The following is a 19,173-nucleotide window of genomic DNA, read 5'->3' as shown; positions in this document are numbered from 1 at the left end:
CCGTCAGCCTTGCTTCGCAGCTGCCGCCTTGGCCGCCTTCTCGGCGGCGCGGGCGATGCTCTTCGCGGCGAAATCCTGCACGCGCGCCTGGCCGATCTCGCTGCGATAGAGGGCGCAGACGAGGTCGCGCTCGGCGGCGAGCCCGGCCGCGCGGTCGCCCGCGAGCGCCATCGCCGTCAGCCGCTTCAGCCCCTCGACCGCCGCGGGCGGCTCGGCCGCGATCATGCGCGCGAGTTCCATCGCGCGCGGAAGCAGCCCCTCGATCGGCACAATCTCGGCGACGAGACCGGCGGCGATGAAATCCGCCACCGGCAGGATGGCGCCGGTGAGCAGCATGAGATTGGCGCGGTTGCGGCCGAGCTTCTCGACGCTCCGCTGCGTACCGCCGCCGCCCGGCACGAGCCCGAGCTTGATCTCCGGCAGGCCGAATTTCGCTTCCGGCGCGGCGAGGACGATGTCGCAGCAGAGCACCAGCTCGAAGCCGCCGCCGAGCGCAAAGCCGTTCACGGCCGCGATCACCGGCTTGGCATTCGCCTCGATCGCCCGGTACATGCGCTCGCCCGTCTGCTGGAAGGCGTCGAATTCCGAGCCCGACTGCGCGGCATATTCCTTGATGTCAGCGCCGGCCATGAAGCCTCGACCCTCGCCGGTGACGACGATGGCGCCGACGCCCGCCTCAGCCGACAGCGCCTCGAAGGCGGCGGTGATCTCGCTTTGCATCGCCTTGTTCATGGCGTTGAGCTGGTCGCCGCGTCGGAACGTGACCGTGGCGACCCGCCCCTCGCGGACGATCTCCAGCGTCTGGAAACGGTCCGCCATGGCTCAGACCCGCTCGATCGTCATGTCGCCGGAGGTCTCGAGCGCGTCGATCTCCTCGGCGGAGTAGCCGAACTCGGCGAGGATTTCGCGGCCATGCTCGCCGACCATCGGCGCCGGTCGGTCGATCGCGGGCGGCGTCTCGCTCATCCGCACGGCGGGGCCGACGACGCGCACCGTGCCGGCCTTCGGATGCTCGTAGCTCTGGATCATGCCCATATGGGTGACCTGCGGATCCTCAGAGGCCTGGCGGATATCCTGCACCGGCGCACACCAGATATCGGCGGCGAGGAGGCGCTCGAGCAGGTCCTCCATGGCGAACTTCCGCGTCTCGGCATTCACATGCGCCCAGACCTCGTCGCGCTTGGCGAAGAGCGTGGAGAGGTCGTCATAGACGGCGAGGCCGGGCGCCTCGAGCGTCTCGTAGAGCGTCTTGAACGGGCTCATGGCGATCGAGACATAGCGGTGGTCGCTGGTCTCGTAGATGCCGAACGGCGCCTGCATGCCGGGATGGCCGATGCCGGAATTCGGCCGGACGAAGTCCTCGCCGAGATTGAGCACCGCGCAATATTCCTGCCCCAGATGCGCCAGCATGCCGGCGAGCAGGTTGACCTCGATCTTCTGCCCCTTGCCGGTCTTCTCGCGATAGTAGAGCGCCGAGAGGATGCCATAGACCATGTTCATGGCGCCGATCTGGTCGGCCATGCCGGAGCCGGCCGGCACCGGGGGACCGTCGCCGCGGCCGGTATTGGTGGCGAGGCCGACCAGCCCCTGGATGAGCATGTCCTGGCCGGGGCGCTCGAGATAGGGCCCCTCCTCGCCATAACCGGAGCCCGAGCAATAGATGATGCGCGGATTGGCGGCGCGGAAATCCTCATAGCCATAGCCGAGCCGTGCCATGACGCCGGGCCGGAAGTTCTGCACCACGACATCGGCGTCCTTCGCCATGCGCATGATGATCGCATGGACGGCGCGGCTCTTCAGGTTGAGCGCGATCGACCGCTTGTTGCGGTTCCAGGCGAGGAAATTCGGGCTCTCCGAGCCGCCGACCCATTTCGCGAAGAAGGTCATGGAGCGGAAGAGGTCGCCGGGGCCGGCGCGCTCGATCTTGATGACGTCGGCGCCCATGTCGGCCAGCAGCTGGGTCGCGAACGGACCCTGCAGCAGATGGCTGAAATCGAGGATCCTGACGCCGGAAAGGGCCTTGTCCATGGGTGCGGTCTCTTTGAAGATCAGACGAGGTCGGGCACGAAGCGCGGGGCGGCGGTAAGGCCGCCATCGACGCGCAGGTCGATGCCCGTGGTGAAGCCGGCGGCGTCGGAGGCGAGATAGACGGCCGCCTCGGCCACCTCCTCGGGCTTTCCGATCCGCCCGATGGGATGCATCTTGACCCAGGCGCGGGCGACATGATCGCCGAGCTCGGCGATCACCTTCTCGTTCATCGGCGTGTTGATCGTGCCGGGCGAGATCGAGTTGACACGGATGTTCATCGGGCCGAATTCGACCGCCATCTGCCGCGTCATCGACATCACCGCGCCCTTGGCGCCGGCATAGGCGGTCCAGCCGTCGAGGCCGATATGGCCCTGCGCCGAGGCCATGTTGATGATCGAGCCGCTCTTCTGGCGGATCATGTGCGGCAGCGCATATTTGCAGGCGCGGAAGACGCTGGTGAGATTGACGGCGATGAGCCGGTGCCACTGCTCGTCGGTCATCTCGTGCACCGGCATGCCGCCGATGGCGATTGCGGCATTGTTGACGAGCACGTCGAGCCGGCCGCCCTTCGCGATGGCCTCGGCGATCAGGCCGGCGATATCCGCTTCGACGGAGACGTCGCAATGGCGGAAATCCGCCTTGCATCCCTCGCTGCGCAGCGCGGCGGCGGCCGCTTCGCCCTTGGCGTCGTCTATGTCGCCCATCACGACATGCGCACCCTCTGCCGCCATGGCGCGGGCGATCGCATGGCCGATGCCGTCGGCCGCTCCGGTGACGACGGCGACCTTGCCTTCGAGACGTCCGGTCCTGTCTGTCATGAGCGCGTCTCCCCTCAGTGCCTCTGCCGCTTGACTTCGTCGAAGCCGACGGCGGCGATGATGATGAAGCCCGTGATGACCAGCTGCCATTCGGTGGCGAGGTCGAGCATGCCGAGCCCGTTGGACAGGAAGGAGAGGATCAGCACGCCGAGCGCCATGCCGAACAGGCTGCCGACGCCGCCCGAGAGGCTGACGCCGCCGAGCACGACCGCCGCCACCACCTGAAATTCGAAGCCGAGGCCGGCGACATGCACCGCCGAACCGAGCCGCGAGGCGAGCAGGATGCCCGCGACGGTGGCGAGCAGCGCGCTGATCAGGAAGCAGGTGAACTTGATGCGGCGAACATTATAGCCGGCGAGCCGCGCCACCTCGGGATTGCCGCCGACCGCATAGACCTGGCGGCCGAACGGGCGATGGCGGAGGACATAGGCGAAGACGAGCAGGAGGACGAAAGCAATGGCGGCCGGGATCGGCAGCACGTCGAGGATGCGGCCGTTGCCGATCTGGAAGAAGCTCTCCAGCATCGCGTCGTCGGGGATCGCCGTCTGCCCCGTATAGAGATAGACGCCGCCGCGCAGGATGAAGAGCGTGCCGAGCGTCACGATCAGCGAGTTGATGCCGGCATAGGCCGAGAGATAGCCGTTGACGGCCCCGACCACGAGGCCGAGCGCCAACGCGCCGCACACGCCGAGCGCCAGCGATTCCGTCATGTTCATGATCGTGACGAGCGGAATGGCGACGGCCGCGACGAGCGATCCGACCGAGACGTCGACCTCGCCGGAGATGAAGACGATCGCGACACCGATGCCGGCGGTCAGCGCCAACGACGCCTGGCCGAGCACGTTCGTCATGTTGCGCACGGTGAGGAACGTGCCGGAGGCGAGCGAGAAGAAGGCGATGATGACAATGAGCGCCACGAGCAGCGCGAACTCGCTGCGGCCGACAAGGAGACGCAGCAGCGGCGGGGTCGACGCGGAGGCGGCGAGGCTAGGCGATTGCGGCATTGAGAATGGTCTCCTGCGTCGCGGCATCGCGGGGCATGACGGCGGTGATGCGGCCCTCCGCCATCACGGCGATGCGGTCGGAAAGGCCGAGCAGTTCCGGCATTTCCGAGGTCATCATGATGACGGCGAGACCTTCGCCGGCGAGCTGGTCGATGAGCGCGAAGATCTCCGACTTGGCGCCGACATCGATGCCGCGGGTCGGCTCGTCGACGACGATGACTTTCAGGCCGCGCATCAGCCAGCGGGCGAGCAGCACCTTCTGCTGGTTGCCGCCCGAGAGATTCTTGATCGCCTGGCCGAGGCCCGGCGTCTTGACGCGGAAGCGGTCGACGAAGCTCTGCACGGCGCTGCGCTCGCGCCCCTCGTCGACGAAGCCGGCCTTCGCGAAGGCCGAGAGCGAGGCTAGGCTCATGTTCTGGAGCACGGGGAGCTCCAGCATCAGCCCCTCCGTCTTGCGATCCTCGGTGAGGAGGCCGATGCCGAGCCCGACAGCGCGGCGCGTGTCATGCGGGGCGAGCAGCGCGCCGTCGATGCGGATCGTGCCGGTGCGGATCGGGTCGTAACCGACGATCGCCTTGGCGAGTTCGGTGCGCCCGGCGCCCATCAGGCCGAAGAATCCGAGCACCTCGCCGGCCCGCGCCTCGAAGCTGATGCCCTTGAGCTTGGCGTCGGTGGACAGGTTCTCGACCGTGAGCACCGCGCGGCCCGGCTGCTGGCGCCTCACGCGCGGAAAGAGATTGTCGATGCGGCGCCCGATCATGTCGTGGATCAGGCTGTCATGAGTGTGGTCGCCGATCGGCCTGGTCGAGATGTGCCGCCCGTCGCGCAGCACCGTCACCTCGTCGGCGATTTCGAAAACCTCGTCCAGCTTGTGGCTGACATAGACGACGGCGATGCCGAGCGCGGTCAGGCGGCGGATCACGACGAAGAGGAGCTCGACCTCCTTCGGCGTCAGCGACGAGGTCGGCTCGTCCATGACGACGATGCGGGCCTCATGCGCCAGCGCGCGGGCGATCTCGACCATCTGTTGCTGGCTGACCGGCAGGTCGCCGGTCTTTGCGGCGGGATCGACGTCGAAGCCGATGCGCCGGAAGAGCGCCGCCGCCTCGGCGCGGATTCGCTTCCAGTCGATCGATCCGCCGGCGATGCGGGGATATTCCTCGAGAAAGATGTTCTCGGCGACCGTGAATTCGGAGATCAGCGCGATCTCCTGGAAGACGACCTTGATGCCCTGGCGGAGCGCATCGCGGGGCGAGCGGAACTCGGTCTCGCGGCCGCCGACGCGGATCGTTCCCGTATCCTTGCCATAGACGCCGGCGAGGATCTTGATGAGCGTCGACTTGCCGGCGCCATTCTCTCCCATCAGCGCATGCACCTTGCCGGGCGCGAGCGTGAGATCGACGCCGTCGAGAGCGATGACGCCGGGAAAGCGCTTGCCGATGCCGCGCATCTCCAGCGCCGGCACGGCCGCCTCCCGCGCGATCTCCATCGGTTCAGCGCGCATCGGCCTTCCTCCGGATGATGTCGAGCCAGGTGGCGAGGACGATGACGATGCCCGGCACGACCATCTGCAGGTCCTGGTTCCACCTCAGGATGATGATGCCGTTGTCGTTGACCTTGAGCAGCAGCACGCCGAGCAGCGTGCCCACCAGCGTGCCGCGGCCGCCGGCGAGCGAGGTGCCGCCGAGAATGACTGCGGCGATGACGGTCAGTTCGAAGCCGCGGCCGGCGGTCGGCTGGCCGGCATTCATCAGCGAGCAGAGCACGAGGCCGGCGACGCCGACGCAAAGGCCGGTGATCACGAAGGCGATGACCTTGAGCCGCTCGGCGCGGAGGCCCGAGAGGCGCGCCGCCTTCTGGTTGGCGCCGACAGCGTAGAGATAGCGGCCGAACAGCGTGAAGCGCAGCGCGACATAGCCGAGGACGAAGATGGCGGCGGCGAGGATCACCGGGATCGGGATCGGCCCGACATAGCCGGCGCCGATCGCGGTGAAGGCGTCGAGCTGGTGTTTGTTCTGCACCGCCTCGCGCGTGTAGAGATAGACGCTGCCCTGCAGGATCATCATCGTGGCGATGGTGGCGATGAGCGAATTGATCCTGAGCCGGGTCACGACCAGCCCGTTGAAGAGGCCGACCGCTGCGGCGAAGGCGAGCGCGGCCAGCGCGCCGAGCGTGACGCTGTTGGTGCGGTTGGTGACGTCCATGGCGACGCAGCCGGTGAAGGCGAGCGAGGCTCCGACCGAGAGGTCCACCTCGCCGGCGACAAGCAGCATGGTCATGCCGACGGCGACGATCAGCACCAGCGCGCACTGGCGCAGGATCGCGATCGTGTTGTCGACGGAATAGAACTGCGGCGCCGCGACCGAGATGGCGATGCAGAGGATCACGAGCAGGCCGATCAGCACGACCTGGCTCTTGTCGGCGAGCGCGCCGACGAGAAGCCCCGGTCGCCTTGCGGGCAGTGTCTCGCTGGTCATGGTCGGTGGTTCCGCATTGGCGTCTCGCCGTCGGTCCGTCGCGCGTTGCCGAGGAGGACTCGCCGGCGCCTTCATGGAAAAAGAGACCGGGACGGCGGACCGCCCCGGCCAGGCGCAAGCGGCTTACTTCTTGAGGTCAGCCGCCGTCTGCATGCACTTGTCGGGCGCCTTCACGGCGTTGACGGCGTCCCACTTGATGGTGCGCGTCGTGCCGTCGACCGAGTAGTATTTCTGCCAGTCCTCGCCGACCATCGGCGTCGTCGGGCTGACGATCCAGGTCGGGACCTCTTCCTTGTTGTAGAGCTTGACGGCCGCGTCGACCGCCGTGAAGCCGACCTTCTCCGGGAACATCGCCGCCTCGATCCGGTAGGACGGCTCCTTCTCGATCGCATTGATGAAGGCGAGACCCTCGCCGCCCGTGCCGACCACGAGCAGGCCGTCCTGCGACTTGCCGGCCGCCTTCCAGGCCTGGAGACCGCCGAGCGAGGAACTGTCGTTGATGCCGTAGATGATGTTGACGTCGCCGTTCTGCGCGAGCGCGGCAGCCGACACCTCGAAGGAGCGGTCCGGATTGCCGCCGCCGTCGAGATCATGCACCAGCGTTGCGCCCGGGATCTCGGTCTTCAGGCCGTCCATGAAGCCCTTGGAGCGCAACACCGTGGCCGACAGCAGCGGCAGGCCGACATTCATGACCTTCGCCGTGCCGCCGAGCTTCTCCTTGGCATATTTGCCGGCCTCGACGCCCGCGTGATAGCCGGTGTCGTAGTCGCAGATGGCGACCAGCGTCGTCATGCCCTTGACCGGGTTGCCCTCGAGCACGATGGGCATGCCTTCCTGCTTGGCACGGCGCAGCAGCGGAGCGACGGCGTCCTCGTTGACCGGCGTGATGATCAGGACGTCCACGCCCTGGGACATGAAGTCCTCGGCGGCGGCGATCTGCTTCGCGGCGTCGAGATTGGCGTCCTTGACCTCGACCGTGATGCCGAGCTGGGCGCCGCGGTCCTTCATGCCCTTGATGACGTTCTGGTACCACTCGTGCGTCGCGTAGTTGACGACGTAGCCGATCTTCTTCGGCGCGCCCTCGGCATAGGCCGAGCCCACCGCCAGCACCGCGATGGCGGATCCGGCGAGCAGTCCCATCAGCATCTTCTTCATGTCGCTTTCCTCCCTTGTCAGCGAACCGCCCTTTGCGGGCGTCTTAGCGTTTCTGCTCTTGTGCGGCGGGGAGCCGGATGGCCCTGTTCCTGCCGGCCTGCTCGGGCGCGCCCAGCGCGCGCGAGATCTCGCTCGCCGCGGCGCGGGTCGTCTCCAGCACGCTTTCGCGGCTGAAGCGGGCGCGCTTCTGCGGCAGATAGGGAACGGTGAGGGCTGCGACGGTCGCACCCATATGGTCGCGCACCGGCAGCGAAATGTTGGTGCAGCCGTCGACAGCGAGCGAGGCGCGCATCTCGTAGCCGAGTTCGGCGATCGCGGCGAGCCGCGCATCAATCTCCGGCCGTGTCGCACCGGCCTCGCCGCTGGCGAGGATGCGCCGTACCAGCGCCTCGCGCTCGGCCGGCGGCAGCGCCGCGAGCAGCACGGCGCCGGAACTCGTCTCGAGCACGGGGAAATGCGAACCGAGAGCCACGGAATAGCGCATGGGCAGCGGCGACTCGACCTGCAGCACGATGAGCACCGTCGCTTCGCGCAGCACGACGAGATGGCAGCTCTGGTCGGTGTTGCCGACGAGCTCGCGCATGACCGGCAGCGCGCTGTCGACGAGCCGGTTCACCGGCGGATGCATATGCGCCAGCTCGAACAGCTTCAGCGACAGGCGGTAGCGGTCGGCCTTGGTGCGGACGAGATAGCCGCGCCCCTCCAGAAGCTGGATGACGCGGTAGATCTCGTGGATCGACCGGCCGAGGCCCAGCGACAGCTCGGTCTGCGTGACGTCCTCGTTGCGGGCCGCCATGAATTCGAGAATGTCCAGCGCCTTCTCGGCCGCCGGCACCTTGTAGTCACGCCGCGACCCGGCATCCGCACCCTCGTCCTCGTCCAGCGTCATCGCCCGCTCCGTCTCGCTCATGCCGTCATCTCCGGCAGCGAGGCGGCATAGAGCGTGTCGAGGCGGTCCGCCAGCGCCCGCGCCGGAAGCCGACCGGCGATGGCGTCGGCGGCGGAGTGCGTCGCCTCGCGGAAGAAGCCGATGAACCCCGGATGGGTCGGACGGAGATAGGAACCGGCGAGCGTTTCCAGCGTGTCGGCGAAGAAATTGCCGGTGATCCGGTTGGCCTCGGCATCGCGCCAGGCGGCGAGCGATCCCGGCTGGCCGCCGAACCGCACATAATCGCCGCGCTGGTAGTCCGGCGCGCAGAGGAACAGCGCGTAGTCGGCCGCGGCCGCAGGATGGGCAGAAAAGGCCGAGACACCGATACCGGCGCCGCCGAGCAGCGATCCCCTGGCGCCTTCGGCCGGGATGTTGCCGAAGCGAAGGCGCGGCCCGGAAGCGGGCGCGGAGTAATTCACATAGCCGAACGCATAAGGCGTGTAGACGACGTCGTCATGCCCGACCATGTGGTCGTAGCAGCGGATCGGATTCCAGTCCGCCGAGGCGGGATGGGCCAGAGCCGCCAGCGCGCGCAGCTCGTCGATGATGGCCTCGACCGCATCGCGGTCGAGAAAGCGACCATCCATCCCGACGGCATCACCGCGACCTGCCGCGAGCGTCATGACGAGGCACATCGCGTCGGTGGGCACGAAGGGGAGACCGATCCAGCATCCGTCCGCACGGAGCCGCCGGCCGAGATCGAGAGCCTCGGCATGGCTTTTCGGCATCGTCTCGGCATAGCGGGCGAGTAGGTCGGGGCGGCAGGACGCAACCTGCGCCGCGGCATCGATCGGCAGCGCCCACTGCGCGCCGTCATATTCATAGGATCTCCAGGACCCGCCGACCGAATCCGCCGCGAAGCGGGCGCGCGCGGCATCGTCGAGCCGGTCGTCGAAGGGAACCATGAGCCGGCCGCGGGCAATGTCGCCGATAAAGGGATGGTCGAAGACGATGAGGTCATACTGGCGGAGCACGTCTTCGAGGCGGCCCTCGCCGAACTCGTAGAGGCTGCGGCGATCCCACTGGATCGAGACGCCCGGATGCGCGGCGCCATAGGGCGCGATGCTCGCATCGAGCGGCCCCCAGCAGCGCCTGTGATCCCAGGCGAGCCCGCGCAGCGTCACCGTCATTCCCGTCTCCACCGGTTTGCCCGGCTCTGCGGCCGGCTTGCGAGGACATTACCGCTCTCGCGCACTTATGCAAATAGTTTTCTTAAGTGCCAAAACTCGTCCCTACGCAGCCTTTCCGGGCAGGCTGCACGCTTGATTGATGGATTAATATACTAGTAATTGGATCTATGCGCACTGGCGTGGCCGGGTTGCTCTTGCCCGCGCTTTGTGGATGGATGCCGGCAAAGCGGTCGTGGCGACCGCGCCATGATGGAGAATCGGCGGTGTTCGACGACGGCCCGATGCCGGTGAAAACGCGCTCGACGGCCCAGGGCGTCTTCGAGCTGCTGCGCGGCGAGATCGTGCTCAACCAACTGAAACCGCTCGAGCCGATCCGGGAGGGCCAGATCGCCGAGCGCATCGGCGTTTCGCGCACGCCGGTTCGCGAGGCGCTGCTCCGCCTCGCCGATCTCGGCCTCGTCGACATCTATCCCCAGAGCGGCACCCGCGTGGCGCCGATCCGTCTTTCCAAGGTGCGCGCCGCCCAGCTGATCCGCGAGGCGGTCGAGGTCGAGGTCGTCAGCCGCGCCGCCGCGCGCATGACGCCGGCCGCGCTCTCCGCCATCGACGCGATCATCGAGGACCAGGCGCGGGCCGCGACGCGCGGCGACACGCGCCGGCTCTACGAACTCGACGAGGCCTTCCACCGCGCCATCTTCGAGATCGCCGACTGCCTGGCGGCCGCGGACGAGCTGGAAGACGTGAAGCTTCACCTGAACCGCCTGCGCTACCTCTCGGTCGATTGGCCGCGCAGCGCGGACTACATCGTGGCCGAGCACCGCCTGATCCGCGAGGCGCTCGGCGCGCAGGACGCCGTGGCGGCCGCGGCGGCGATGCGGACGCATCTGCGCGCCGTGCTCGTGCCGCTCGAAATGATGTCGCGCCGCAACGGCATCGCGGCCGCGATCTGAACGATCCGGGAGGAATGGACATGACGCAGGAGTTCGACGGCAAGGTGGCGCTCGTCACCGGGGCCGCGATGGGTATCGGTGCGGCCGTGGCGGAGCTTCTTGCCGAACGGGGCGCGAAGCTCGTTCTGGTGGACCGCGACGCCGGGGCGCTCGCCGAGATCGCGGGGCGGACCGGCGGCGAGGCGGTGGCGGGCGATCTGGCCGACCGCGCCACGCTGGAGGCGGCGATCGCCCGCGTGAAGGAGCGGTTCGGCCGGCTCGATGTCCTTTCCAACAATGCCGGCATCCAGCGCTACGGCACGCTGGAGACGACGACCGACGCGCTCTGGGACGAGGTCTTCGACGTCAACCTGAAGGCGATCTTCCGCCTCTCGGGCCTCGCGATCCCGCTGCTGCGCGAAACCCGCGGCGCGATCGTCAACATGGCCTCGGTGCAGGGCCTCGCCTCGCAGGCGAATGTCGTCGCCTACACCGCCGCCAAGCACGCACTGATCGGCCTCACGCGCGCGGCCGCCGTCGACCATGCGCATGAGGGCATCCGCGTCAATGCCGTGGCGCCGGGCTCCGTCGACACGCCGATGCTGCGCAAGACCATCACCATGGCCGACGATCCGGCGGCGCTTTCCGCCATCATCGACGGCATGCACCCGCTCGGCCGCCGCGCCGCTGCGCGCGAGATCGCGGAAGTTGTCGCCTTCCTCGCCTCCGACCGCGCTTCGTTCGTCACCGGCGCGGTCTATGTCGCCGATGGCGGCCTCACCATTCCGCTCGGCGGCGCGCCCAAACCCTCCGAGACCGAGCGCAAGGCCTGACGCGAAGTCTCGACCGGTGGAGCCGTTGCGGCTCCGCTATGGTTAACCCTGCCTTAACGCGCCTCGCCGTAAGGTCGGCTGAGGCGCGGCGACCCCTGCGCCATGGCCATATGGCGGAAGAGGTTGGCCTGTGCGGAGATCGGCGCGGCGCGGCGGAACGATCTGGAGCGCGGCGGCAATGGGTGCGCTGCCGGCCGGGCTTGTGCTCGCCGCCTCCCCGGCCCTCGGCGAATCGATCTGGGTCCTTCCCGGCAACGGCAACTGGACGACGCCGTCGAACTGGTCGCCGGCCGGCGAGCCCACCGCGGCCTCTTCGGCGCGCGTCGACAATGGCGGCGAGGCGCAGGTGACCTTTCCCGGCGCCGCGGCCGCCGGCCTCACCATCGGCGGCGCCTCGGGATCGTCGGGCAGCATCGCGGTCACCTCCGGCGGGACACTGACCACGACCTCGGCGACGCCGAGCATTGTCGGCGGCAGCGGCGCCGGCACGCTCACCGTCACCCGACTCGGTTCGAAATGGACCAATGCCGGCGGTCTCGTCATCGGCCACGCGGCGGGCAGTTCCGGCCGCATGATCGTCGACATGGGGGCCACCGTCGCGACGGGAAGCGCGGCCGGTTCAACGACCGTCATCGCCAACCAGGCCGGATCGGCCGGCAGTCTCTCGATCGATGGCGACGGATCGATCGTCACCGTCGACAACACCCTCGTCGTCGGCAATGCCGGAACGGCCACGCTGCGCGTCTCGAGCGGCGGCGTGCTCACCGATGCCGGGTCCGTTGTCGGCGCGGCGGCGGGCGGCTCCGGCACGGCGACCGTGACCGGCTCCGGTTCGCTCTGGAACACGTCGGGCGCACTGACGCTCGGGCGCTCCGGCAGCGCGGGTCTCACCGTCGAGGCCGGGGGCACCGTCAAGACGGACAGCGCGATCGCGGGGCTCGAATCCTCCGGAAACGCGGCGATCAAGGTGACCGGCACAGGCTCCGGCCTCGCGGCAACGGGCGAACTGACGCTCGGCTCGTCCGGCTCGGGCGAACTCACCGTCGAGGCGGGCGGCACCGCGTCGGCATCGACCATCACGCTCGGCGCAACCGACGGCGGCAGCGGCTCGGCCAAGGTCACCGGGTCGGATTCGCTGCTGTCGGCCTCGGGCTCGGGCGGCCTCGTTCTCGGCGCCTCGGGCGACGGCGATCTTGTGGTCGAGGGCGGCGGCCGTGCCACGGCGCCGACGATGACGCTCGGCGACGAAGCATCCGGCTCTGGCACGCTTCTCGTGACCGGCGCCAATTCCTCCGTCGGCGCCCAGACGATGGCGATCGGCGCGGAAGGCGCAGGCAGCGCCACGGTCCAGGCGGGCGCCTTCATGCAGACTGCGCAGACCATAGTCGGGAGCGAGGCCGGCTCGACGGGAACGCTTGCGGTCGACGGCGCAGGATCGGTGGCAATCACCTTGGACGCCCTGACGATCGGTGCCGACGGGACCGGCGACCTCACCGTGTCGGGATCGGCGGCCGTCGCCGCCGGAACGCTCGCAGCCGGGTCTGGCGGAGGCGGCAACGGCAGCATCGTGGTGACCGGCGAAGGATCCGATCTCACCGCGAATGGCGCGGCGACGATCGGCGGATCGGGGACGGGCGACCTGACGATCTCGCTCGGTGCCACCGTGAATGCGGGCTCGATGGTCATCGGCGCCGATGCGACGGGCGGCGGGACGGTACTCGTCACGGACAACGGCTCGGCGCTCGCGGCAGGGACGAGCCTCATGGTCGGCGGGGCCGGCCAAGGCACACTGACGCTGGTGAATGGCGGCACCGTCTCGGCGGGCAGCCTTTCGGTCGGCAGCGCGGAAAGCGGCATCGGCACGCTGGTCGTCAGCAATCTCGGCTCCATGCTCGCCATCGACGGCGATGGCACGATCGGCGACGCCGGCGACGGCGCGCTCACCGTCACCTCTTCGGGAACGATGACGAGTGGCGACGCCGTCATCGGCGCCTCGGCCGGAAGTATCGGCGCTGCGACGGTGACCGGCAGCGGCTCGGACTGGGCGGCGGGCGCGCTGACCATCGGCGGCGCCGGCATCGGCACGCTTCAGGTGACGGCGGCCGGCACGCTGGAAAGCGGATCGGCCACGATCGGCGCGGCGCCTGGCTCATCCGGCTCGGTCCTGGTCGATGGCGGCGGCTCGGTCTGGACAGCGGATGGCGACCTCGCCGTCGGCGCCGGCGGCAGCGGCTCGCTGCAGGTCACGGCCGCAGGCAAGGTCACCAGCGGCGCGGCCACGATCGGCACGGCGGCCGGTTCGTCCGGCTCCGTGTCCATCGACGGCGACGGCTCGGTCTGGTCTGCGAACGGCGATGTCGTCGTCGGCCAAGCTGGCGACGGCTCGGTTCTGGTCACTGCGGGCGGAACGCTGAACACGGCCGGCGCCATCACGCTCGCCTCGGAAGCGGGCAGTTCCGGCGTGCTGCAGATTGGCGATGGCGCCGGCTCGGGGTCGGTGACGGCGAGCGCGGTCACAGGCGGCGGCGGCACGGCGACGGTGATCTTCGACCATACCGATCTCGGCTACACTTTCACTCCTGCGATCACCGGCACGGCATCGGTACAGCAGACCGGCAGCGGCACCACCATCCTCGCCGCCGAGAACACCTATACCGGCGCCACCACGATCGAGGCCGGCACGCTCCAGGCTGGTGCCGCGGATGTGCTGAGCGCCGCCTCCGCGGTCACCGTCGCCACCGGCGGAACGCTGGCGCTCGCCGGCACCGACCAGACCGTCCCCTCGATCGCCAATGCAGGCACGGTCTCGACCCTCGGCAACACCGCCGGCGCGGAACTGACGGTAACCGGCGACTATTCGGCAAGCGGCGGCACGCTCGTGCTGGGTGCCAAGCTCGGCAACGACGCTTCCCCGGCCGACAAGCTGGTGGTCGAGGGCGACGTTTCGGGCACGACCAGCGTCTCCGTCACCAATCTCGGCGGCACCGGCGCGCGCACGACCGGGGACGGAATCGAGGTGATCGCCATCGGCGGCGCATCGCCGGCCGGCGCCTTCTCCGGCAACCGGATCGTCGCCGGCGCCTGGGACTACAGGCTCTACCAGGGCGGCGTCGGAGCGGACGCGGATGACGGCAACTGGTACCTCCGCAGCGATCTCTCGCTCGCTGCGCAGACCTACGCCGCCTGGCCCGCCACGCTCGTCAATTTCGGCATCGCCAGCATCGGTACCTATCGCCAGCGCACGGGCATCTGGAGCTATGGCGCCGCCGGCGTCACGGTCGGCGATGCCTGGGTGCGCGGCTTCGGCCGCGGCGGCACCGCGAGCCCGGCCGGCGGAATGCCCTTCGACCAGTCGCTCGGCTTCGGGCAGACGGGCGTCGAGGCCGAGCTTCCCCTGCAACTGGCCGCGCCCGGCGAACTCAAGGCCGGCGTGATGGCGACATTCGGCCGCTCGACCGCCGACGTTTCGGCGACGACGCATGGCGTTGTGGGTTCTGGCTCGGTCGATACCGGCGCCTTCGGCATCGGCGGCAATCTGACCTGGACCGGGTCGGGCGGCGATCTCGACGGCGTCTATGTCGACACGGTCGGGCAGATCACCTGGTACGACACCGATTTCGGCGTCAACGATGCAGGCTCGCTCGCCTCGACCAGCGCCGTCGGCGGCGCGATCAGCGTCGAGGTCGGCAAGTGGATCGAGGTCGCCAAGGGCTTCGCCATCGTGCCCCAGACGCAGCTCGCCTATATCGCGACCAGCGCCGGTGGCTTCACCGATCGCGACGGCACACTGGTCGACGGCATCTCGGCGAGCGGCTTCGTCGGACGGACGGGCATCCGGGCGGAACACTCCGGCTTCCTCGGCAGCGGGCCGGATGACGCAATGCGTCTCAACGCCTATCTCCTCGCCAATCTCGCCTATGCCTTCGGCGGCAGTTATGCCGTCTCGGTCGGCGGCACGGCACTCGACCAGGATTCGGCGCCGCTGCTCGGCGAACTCGGCCTCGGCGCGACGCTGCAGATGACCGCCGCCGCCGCTCTTTATGGCGAGGCCAGCTATGCCGCGGCCTTCTCCGGCGGCGCCAGCGCCTGGTCCGGCAATCTCGGCCTGAAGCTCGACTGGTAGCTGTCGCCCTCGCCGCGCCGCTGGTCTATGGTCGGATGCCACGGCAGAAAAGGAGAGCGGCATGGCGACGGTCAAGGCGGTCCTCGAGACCACCAACTACGCTGTCTCGATCGAGGCCGGGCCGCACCGGCTTGCCGCCGACGAGCCGCCGGCGCGCGGAGGCCTCGGCCATGGGCCGGCCCCCTATGACCTGCTGCTCGGTGCCCTCGCGGCCTGCACGGTCATCACGCTGCGCATGTATGCCGAGCGCAAGGGATGGCATCTCGGCGAGATCCGTGCCGAGCTCACCCATGCCCGCATCGATGGCCGCTCGCGCATCACCCGCCAGCTCGGCTTCGAGGCGGAGCTTTCGGACGATCAGCGCAAGCGACTTGCCGAGATCGCCGAGAAGACGCCGGTGACGCTGACCCTGAAGCAGGGCGCCGACATCGTCACCGAGATCGTCACCGGTCCCGCTCATGGCGAGACGCCCGCTGAGCTGGACGAGCGACTCGACGAGGCGCTGGAGGAGAGCTTTCCGGCGAGCGACCCGCCGAGCATCTCGCCCGGCGAGGGCTGAGCGGCCTCGAGCCTACCAGTGGATGCCGAGGCCGACGAAGGCGCCCTGCTGCGTCGTGTCGTAGACGAAGCCGCCGCTCTCGTAGTCTTCGTAGATGGCGCGATAGCCGATCGAGGTCGAGATAGTCTTCGACCAGTTATAGCCGACGGCGCCGAAGGCCTGCCAGGTGAAGTTCGAGCCGACCCCGAAGCCGCCGACATCGCCGAGCGCCGTCACGAACCAGCGATCGTTGAAATCGTAGTGGCCGTAGAGGCCGATCGTGGGATCGATCCACTGCACCGTTCCCGCGTCGCTGAAGGTGACGGGCAGGAAGGCCGGGCTGACGCCGAGATCGGCGGAAAGATTCTGGTAGCGGAAGCCGACGGTCGGGGCGAGCTGCAGCTGCGGCATGCCGAGCGGCAGCATGTAGCCGACGAGGCCCTGCACCGTGATCTGCGTCTGCGAATAGTCGTAGCTGAAGGCGCTGTCGCGAATCTGGCCATTGCTGCTCACCTGGGTGAGCATGAAATCGGTCAGGAACATGAACTGATCGCTGAAGCCGCCGAACGAGCCCATCAGCGCGCCGTCGAGATCGCTCAAGGCCTGCCCCGGCGAGACGTGAATGTCGACCGGTCCGATGCCCCGCACGCCCACATCGCCGGAGACGCCGGAAAGCCAGCCATAGATCGTCGCCTGGAAGCGCCAGTCCTGCTTGGCGACCGGAGCCGCAACCACCGGCTCAGGCGGTGTCACGTCGGCCGCCTGGGCAGAAATGGTCGAGATACCGGCTGCGAGTCCGGCCAGAAGCGCCAGCGGCCTGAAACCTAAGTCGTGCATCGATATCCCCCGATGTCGTGCCTCTTGCCAACGCCATAGCATGGCCGCCCTCCGACGGGCGTGCCCGCATCGCAGCATCGGCGAAATGACGGTTCCCGGTGGCAGGAATGTCGCAGGCGATCGACGGGGGCGTCATCGAGCCGGCTTGCATTTGGCCCTCGTTTTGCTGCACTGCATGATGCGATATTCACCAGCGAGGTCGACGATGACTGAGACGCCCGCGTTCCCCAGCCGCCTCCTGCGGGGCTATACCGCCTTCCGCGACCAGCGACTGCCACAGGAAAGCGCGCGCTATCGCATCCTCGCCGAGACGGGCCAGCGTCCGCGCACCATGATCATCGGCTGCTGCGACAGTCGCGCCGCGCCGGAAACGATCTTCGACGCCGCGCCGGGCGAACTCTTCGTCATCCGCAACGTCGCCAATCTCGTGCCGCCCTACGATCCCGATGGCGAATATCACGGCACCTCGGCGGCGATCGAGTTCGGCGTGATGGGCCTCAAGGTCCGCTACATCCTGGTGATGGGCCATGGCCGCTGCGGCGGCGTGCAGGCCTATATCGCCTCGCGCGATGCGGGACCGAATGCGCCCGAGGAGCCGAGCGCTTTCATCGGCAAGTGGATCAGTCTGGTCGCCCCGGCCGAACAGCTCGTCTGCGAGAGCCCGGAGGATGCCGCCGGTCGGCAGCGGGCGCTCGAGTTCGCCTCGATCCGGCAGGGCATCGAGAACCTCCGCACCTTCCCCTCGATCCGCAATCTCGAGGAGATCGGCGAGATCGAGCTGCACGGCGCCTGGTTCGACATCTCGACGGGCGAACTGCACATTCTCGACCAGGCGACCGGCCGCTTCGAGGTCGCGAAGGGCTAGGCGCCGGCTGCCGGGCCTCCGTCATGGCCGCATGCGCTGCGGCCATCCGCGACCTGCCCCGGCGACACGCCTCACCGCCAGAAACGTAGATGCCCGGGACAGGCCCGGGCATGACGCTGCGTGGTTCTCAGGCTTTACCGCCCGAGGTGTTACCGCCCGATCCTCAGGCGGCCTGCTTGCGCGGCTGGATCAGCTTGCGGTTGACCAGCACCTCGGCGATCTGGACGGCGTTCAGCGCCGCGCCCTTGCGCAGATTGTCCGAGACGACCCAGAGATTGAGGCCGTTCTCGACCGTAGCGTCCTCGCGGATGCGGGAGATGTAGGTCGCGTCCTCGCCGGTCGCCTCATAGGGCGTGATGTACTGGTTCTCTTCCGGATTATCGATGACCAGGCAGCCCGGCGCCTCGCGCAGGATGTCGCGCGCCTCGTCCGCGGTGATCGGCTTCTCGAACTCGATGTTGACCGATTCCGAATGCGAGATGAACACCGGCACGCGCACGGCGGTGCAGGTCAGCTTGATCTTCGGGTCGAGGATCTTCTTGGTCTCGGCCATCACCTTCCATTCTTCCTTCGTGTAGCCGTCCTCCATGAAGACGTCGATGTGAGGAATGAGGTTGAAGGCGATGCGCTTGGTGAACTTCTCCATGACGATCGGATCGTTCACGAAGACCGCGCGGGTCTGCGTGAAGAGTTCGTCCATGGCTTCCTTGCCGGCACCGGAGACCGACTGATAGGTCGAGACCACGACGCGCTTGATCGTCGCGACGTCGTGCAGCGGCTTCAGCGCCACCACGAGCTGCGCCGTCGAGCAGTTCGGGTTGGCGATGATGTTCTTCTTGGTGAAGCCCTTGATCGCGTCAGCGTTCACTTCCGGCACGATCAGCGGCACCTCGGCGTCGTAGCGCCAGGCCGAGGAGTTGTCGATCACGACGCAGCCGGCGGCCCCGATCTTCGGCGACCATTCCTTCGACACCGTGCCGCCCGCCGACATCAGGCAGATATCGGTATCGGAGAAATCGTACTGGTCGAGCGGCTTGACCTTGAGCGTCCGATCGCCGAACGAGACCTCGGTGCCCTGGCTGCGGCGCGAGGCGAGCGCCACGACCTCGTCGGCCGGAAAGCCCCGCTCGTCCAGAATGTTCAGCATCTCGCGGCCCACATTGCCCGTGGCACCGACGATGGCGACCTTGTAACCCATGGTGATCCTCATTCCTTCGTTCGCGTCGCTCTCCCGCGCCGCCGGACGCTTCCCGCTGCGGGAAGTCGTCGGCCGGCTCATCTCCCCCTCGGACCCCAAGGGAGAGACGATGGGGCACGGGAGGGACGATCAGCCGGTCGTCGCGGTTTTCGGGGTGGTGGTGACGGTTTTCGGGCGCGCGGGCGCGTGCGGGCGCGCCCCGGTGACGGCAGCCACCCGGCCCGTTAGGATCGCACTGGCACGAAGAGGCGCGGCCATCGGCAAGCCCGATTGAGATTGCGCTGCTTGTGACGCCAAATCGGCGCCG

General features: G+C 68.4%; 17 protein-coding genes. 6 read left to right on the top strand and 11 right to left on the bottom strand.

Going from position 1 to position 19,173, the window contains the following annotated elements:
• Positions 1-3 precede the first annotated feature (3 nt).
• The 9 genes from QO015_RS14760 to QO015_RS14720 all read right to left on the bottom strand — a co-directional run bounded on the left by QO015_RS14760 (position 4) and on the right by QO015_RS14720 (position 9,543).
• The gene (locus QO015_RS14760; RefSeq protein WP_266278514.1) at positions 4-819 is read right to left on the bottom strand and encodes an enoyl-CoA hydratase/isomerase family protein; all 816 of its coding nucleotides are present in this window, start codon (positions 817-819) and stop codon (positions 4-6) included.
• 3 nt (positions 820-822) lie between these two features.
• Complete coding sequence (locus tag QO015_RS14755) at positions 823-2,028, bottom strand: CaiB/BaiF CoA transferase family protein (protein ID WP_266278515.1); 1,206 nt, start codon at positions 2,026-2,028, stop codon at positions 823-825.
• A gap of 20 nt (positions 2,029-2,048) precedes the next feature.
• Positions 2,049-2,846 (bottom strand): SDR family NAD(P)-dependent oxidoreductase, encoded by a 798-nt coding sequence (locus QO015_RS14750; protein WP_266278516.1) that lies wholly within the window; start codon positions 2,844-2,846, stop codon positions 2,049-2,051.
• A gap of 14 nt (positions 2,847-2,860) precedes the next feature.
• Entirely contained in the window at positions 2,861-3,850 is a 990-nt protein-coding gene (locus tag QO015_RS14745) for an ABC transporter permease (protein ID WP_266278517.1), read from the bottom strand.
• On the bottom strand, positions 3,834-5,354 hold the full coding sequence (locus QO015_RS14740) for a sugar ABC transporter ATP-binding protein (protein WP_266278518.1): 1,521 nt from the start codon (positions 5,352-5,354) through the stop codon (positions 3,834-3,836). The genes QO015_RS14745 and QO015_RS14740 overlap by 17 nt, the downstream gene beginning before the upstream one ends.
• The gene (locus QO015_RS14735; protein ID WP_266278519.1) at positions 5,344-6,327 is read right to left on the bottom strand and encodes an ABC transporter permease; all 984 of its coding nucleotides are present in this window, start codon (positions 6,325-6,327) and stop codon (positions 5,344-5,346) included. Before QO015_RS14735 ends, QO015_RS14740 begins: the two co-directional genes overlap by 11 nt.
• 123 nt (positions 6,328-6,450) lie before the next feature.
• Complete coding sequence (locus QO015_RS14730) at positions 6,451-7,482, bottom strand: sugar ABC transporter substrate-binding protein (protein ID WP_266278520.1); 1,032 nt, start codon at positions 7,480-7,482, stop codon at positions 6,451-6,453.
• Positions 7,483-7,525: 43 nt separating this feature from the next.
• Positions 7,526-8,392: an IclR family transcriptional regulator gene (locus QO015_RS14725; protein WP_266278521.1), complete on the bottom strand. Its 867-nt coding sequence runs from the start codon at positions 8,390-8,392 to the stop codon at positions 7,526-7,528.
• Positions 8,389-9,543, bottom strand: coding sequence for an extracellular solute-binding protein (locus tag QO015_RS14720; protein ID WP_266278522.1), 1,155 nt, complete (start codon positions 9,541-9,543; stop codon positions 8,389-8,391). Before QO015_RS14720 ends, QO015_RS14725 begins: the two co-directional genes overlap by 4 nt.
• A gap of 263 nt (positions 9,544-9,806) precedes the next feature.
• On the opposite strand from QO015_RS14720, the gene QO015_RS14715 reads away from it, so the two are divergent.
• The 4 genes from QO015_RS14715 to QO015_RS14700 all read left to right on the top strand — a co-directional run bounded on the left by QO015_RS14715 (position 9,807) and on the right by QO015_RS14700 (position 15,987).
• Positions 9,807-10,493, top strand: coding sequence for a GntR family transcriptional regulator (locus QO015_RS14715; RefSeq protein ID WP_266278523.1), 687 nt, complete (start codon positions 9,807-9,809; stop codon positions 10,491-10,493).
• A gap of 20 nt (positions 10,494-10,513) precedes the next feature.
• Positions 10,514-11,305 carry an SDR family NAD(P)-dependent oxidoreductase gene (locus QO015_RS14710; RefSeq protein ID WP_266278524.1) on the top strand — a complete coding sequence of 264 codons (792 nt, stop codon included), beginning with the start codon at positions 10,514-10,516 and terminating at the stop codon, positions 11,303-11,305.
• A gap of 178 nt (positions 11,306-11,483) precedes the next feature.
• Complete coding sequence (locus tag QO015_RS14705; RefSeq protein WP_266278525.1) at positions 11,484-15,428, top strand: autotransporter outer membrane beta-barrel domain-containing protein; 3,945 nt, start codon at positions 11,484-11,486, stop codon at positions 15,426-15,428.
• Positions 15,429-15,489: 61 nt separating this feature from the next.
• On the top strand, positions 15,490-15,987 hold the full coding sequence (locus QO015_RS14700; protein WP_266278526.1) for an OsmC family protein: 498 nt from the start codon (positions 15,490-15,492) through the stop codon (positions 15,985-15,987).
• Between the two features lie 12 nt (positions 15,988-15,999).
• Here the strand turns inward: QO015_RS14700 and QO015_RS14695 are convergent, their stop codons facing one another.
• Positions 16,000-16,803 (bottom strand): hypothetical protein, encoded by an 804-nt coding sequence (locus QO015_RS14695; protein ID WP_266278527.1) that lies wholly within the window; start codon positions 16,801-16,803, stop codon positions 16,000-16,002.
• A 205-nt stretch (positions 16,804-17,008) separates the two neighbouring features.
• Here QO015_RS14695 and QO015_RS14690 point away from each other — a divergent pair, with 205 nt between their 5' ends.
• The gene (locus QO015_RS14690) at positions 17,009-17,668 is read left to right on the top strand and encodes a carbonic anhydrase (RefSeq protein WP_266278528.1); all 660 of its coding nucleotides are present in this window, start codon (positions 17,009-17,011) and stop codon (positions 17,666-17,668) included.
• Between the two features lie 163 nt (positions 17,669-17,831).
• Here the strand turns inward: QO015_RS14690 and QO015_RS14685 are convergent, their stop codons facing one another.
• Entirely contained in the window at positions 17,832-18,866 is a 1,035-nt protein-coding gene (locus QO015_RS14685; protein ID WP_266278529.1) for an aspartate-semialdehyde dehydrogenase, read from the bottom strand.
• Here QO015_RS14685 and QO015_RS14680 point away from each other — a divergent pair.
• Positions 18,865-19,140 carry a hypothetical protein gene (locus tag QO015_RS14680; protein WP_266278530.1) on the top strand — a complete coding sequence of 92 codons (276 nt, stop codon included), beginning with the start codon at positions 18,865-18,867 and terminating at the stop codon, positions 19,138-19,140. The genes QO015_RS14685 and QO015_RS14680 overlap by 2 nt on opposite strands.
• Positions 19,141-19,173 lie beyond the last annotated feature (33 nt).

Origin of the sequence: Kaistia geumhonensis, from assembly GCF_030815145.1 — a bacterium.
GTDB classification, from domain to species: Bacteria; Pseudomonadota; Alphaproteobacteria; order Rhizobiales; family Kaistiaceae; genus Kaistia; species Kaistia geumhonensis.
This window is presented reverse-complemented; position numbering and strand designations above follow the sequence as displayed.

Bases quoted from the DNA above. Each gene is read 5' to 3' on its own strand.
- QO015_RS14760 (WP_266278514.1), bottom strand. From the start codon at position 819: ATGGCGGACCGTTTCCAGACGCTGGAGATCGTCCGCGAGGGGCGGGTC.
- QO015_RS14755 (WP_266278515.1), bottom strand. From the start codon at position 2,028: ATGGACAAGGCCCTTTCCGGCGTCAGGATCCTCGATTTCAGCCATCTG.
- QO015_RS14750 (WP_266278516.1), bottom strand. From the start codon at position 2,846: ATGACAGACAGGACCGGACGTCTCGAAGGCAAGGTCGCCGTCGTCACC.
- QO015_RS14745 (WP_266278517.1), bottom strand. From the start codon at position 3,850: ATGCCGCAATCGCCTAGCCTCGCCGCCTCCGCGTCGACCCCGCCGCTG.
- QO015_RS14740 (WP_266278518.1), bottom strand. From the start codon at position 5,354: ATGCGCGCTGAACCGATGGAGATCGCGCGGGAGGCGGCCGTGCCGGCG.
- QO015_RS14735 (WP_266278519.1), bottom strand. From the start codon at position 6,327: ATGACCAGCGAGACACTGCCCGCAAGGCGACCGGGGCTTCTCGTCGGC.
- QO015_RS14730 (WP_266278520.1), bottom strand. From the start codon at position 7,482: ATGAAGAAGATGCTGATGGGACTGCTCGCCGGATCCGCCATCGCGGTG.
- QO015_RS14725 (WP_266278521.1), bottom strand. From the start codon at position 8,392: ATGAGCGAGACGGAGCGGGCGATGACGCTGGACGAGGACGAGGGTGCG.
- QO015_RS14720 (WP_266278522.1), bottom strand. From the start codon at position 9,543: ATGACGGTGACGCTGCGCGGGCTCGCCTGGGATCACAGGCGCTGCTGG.
- QO015_RS14710 (WP_266278524.1), top strand. From the start codon at position 10,514: ATGACGCAGGAGTTCGACGGCAAGGTGGCGCTCGTCACCGGGGCCGCG.
- QO015_RS14705 (WP_266278525.1), top strand. From the start codon at position 11,484: ATGGGTGCGCTGCCGGCCGGGCTTGTGCTCGCCGCCTCCCCGGCCCTC.
- QO015_RS14700 (WP_266278526.1), top strand. From the start codon at position 15,490: ATGGCGACGGTCAAGGCGGTCCTCGAGACCACCAACTACGCTGTCTCG.
- QO015_RS14695 (WP_266278527.1), bottom strand. From the start codon at position 16,803: ATGCACGACTTAGGTTTCAGGCCGCTGGCGCTTCTGGCCGGACTCGCA.
- QO015_RS14690 (WP_266278528.1), top strand. From the start codon at position 17,009: ATGACTGAGACGCCCGCGTTCCCCAGCCGCCTCCTGCGGGGCTATACC.
- QO015_RS14680 (WP_266278530.1), top strand. From the start codon at position 18,865: ATGGTGATCCTCATTCCTTCGTTCGCGTCGCTCTCCCGCGCCGCCGGA.
- QO015_RS14685 (WP_266278529.1), bottom strand. From the start codon at position 18,866: ATGGGTTACAAGGTCGCCATCGTCGGTGCCACGGGCAATGTGGGCCGC.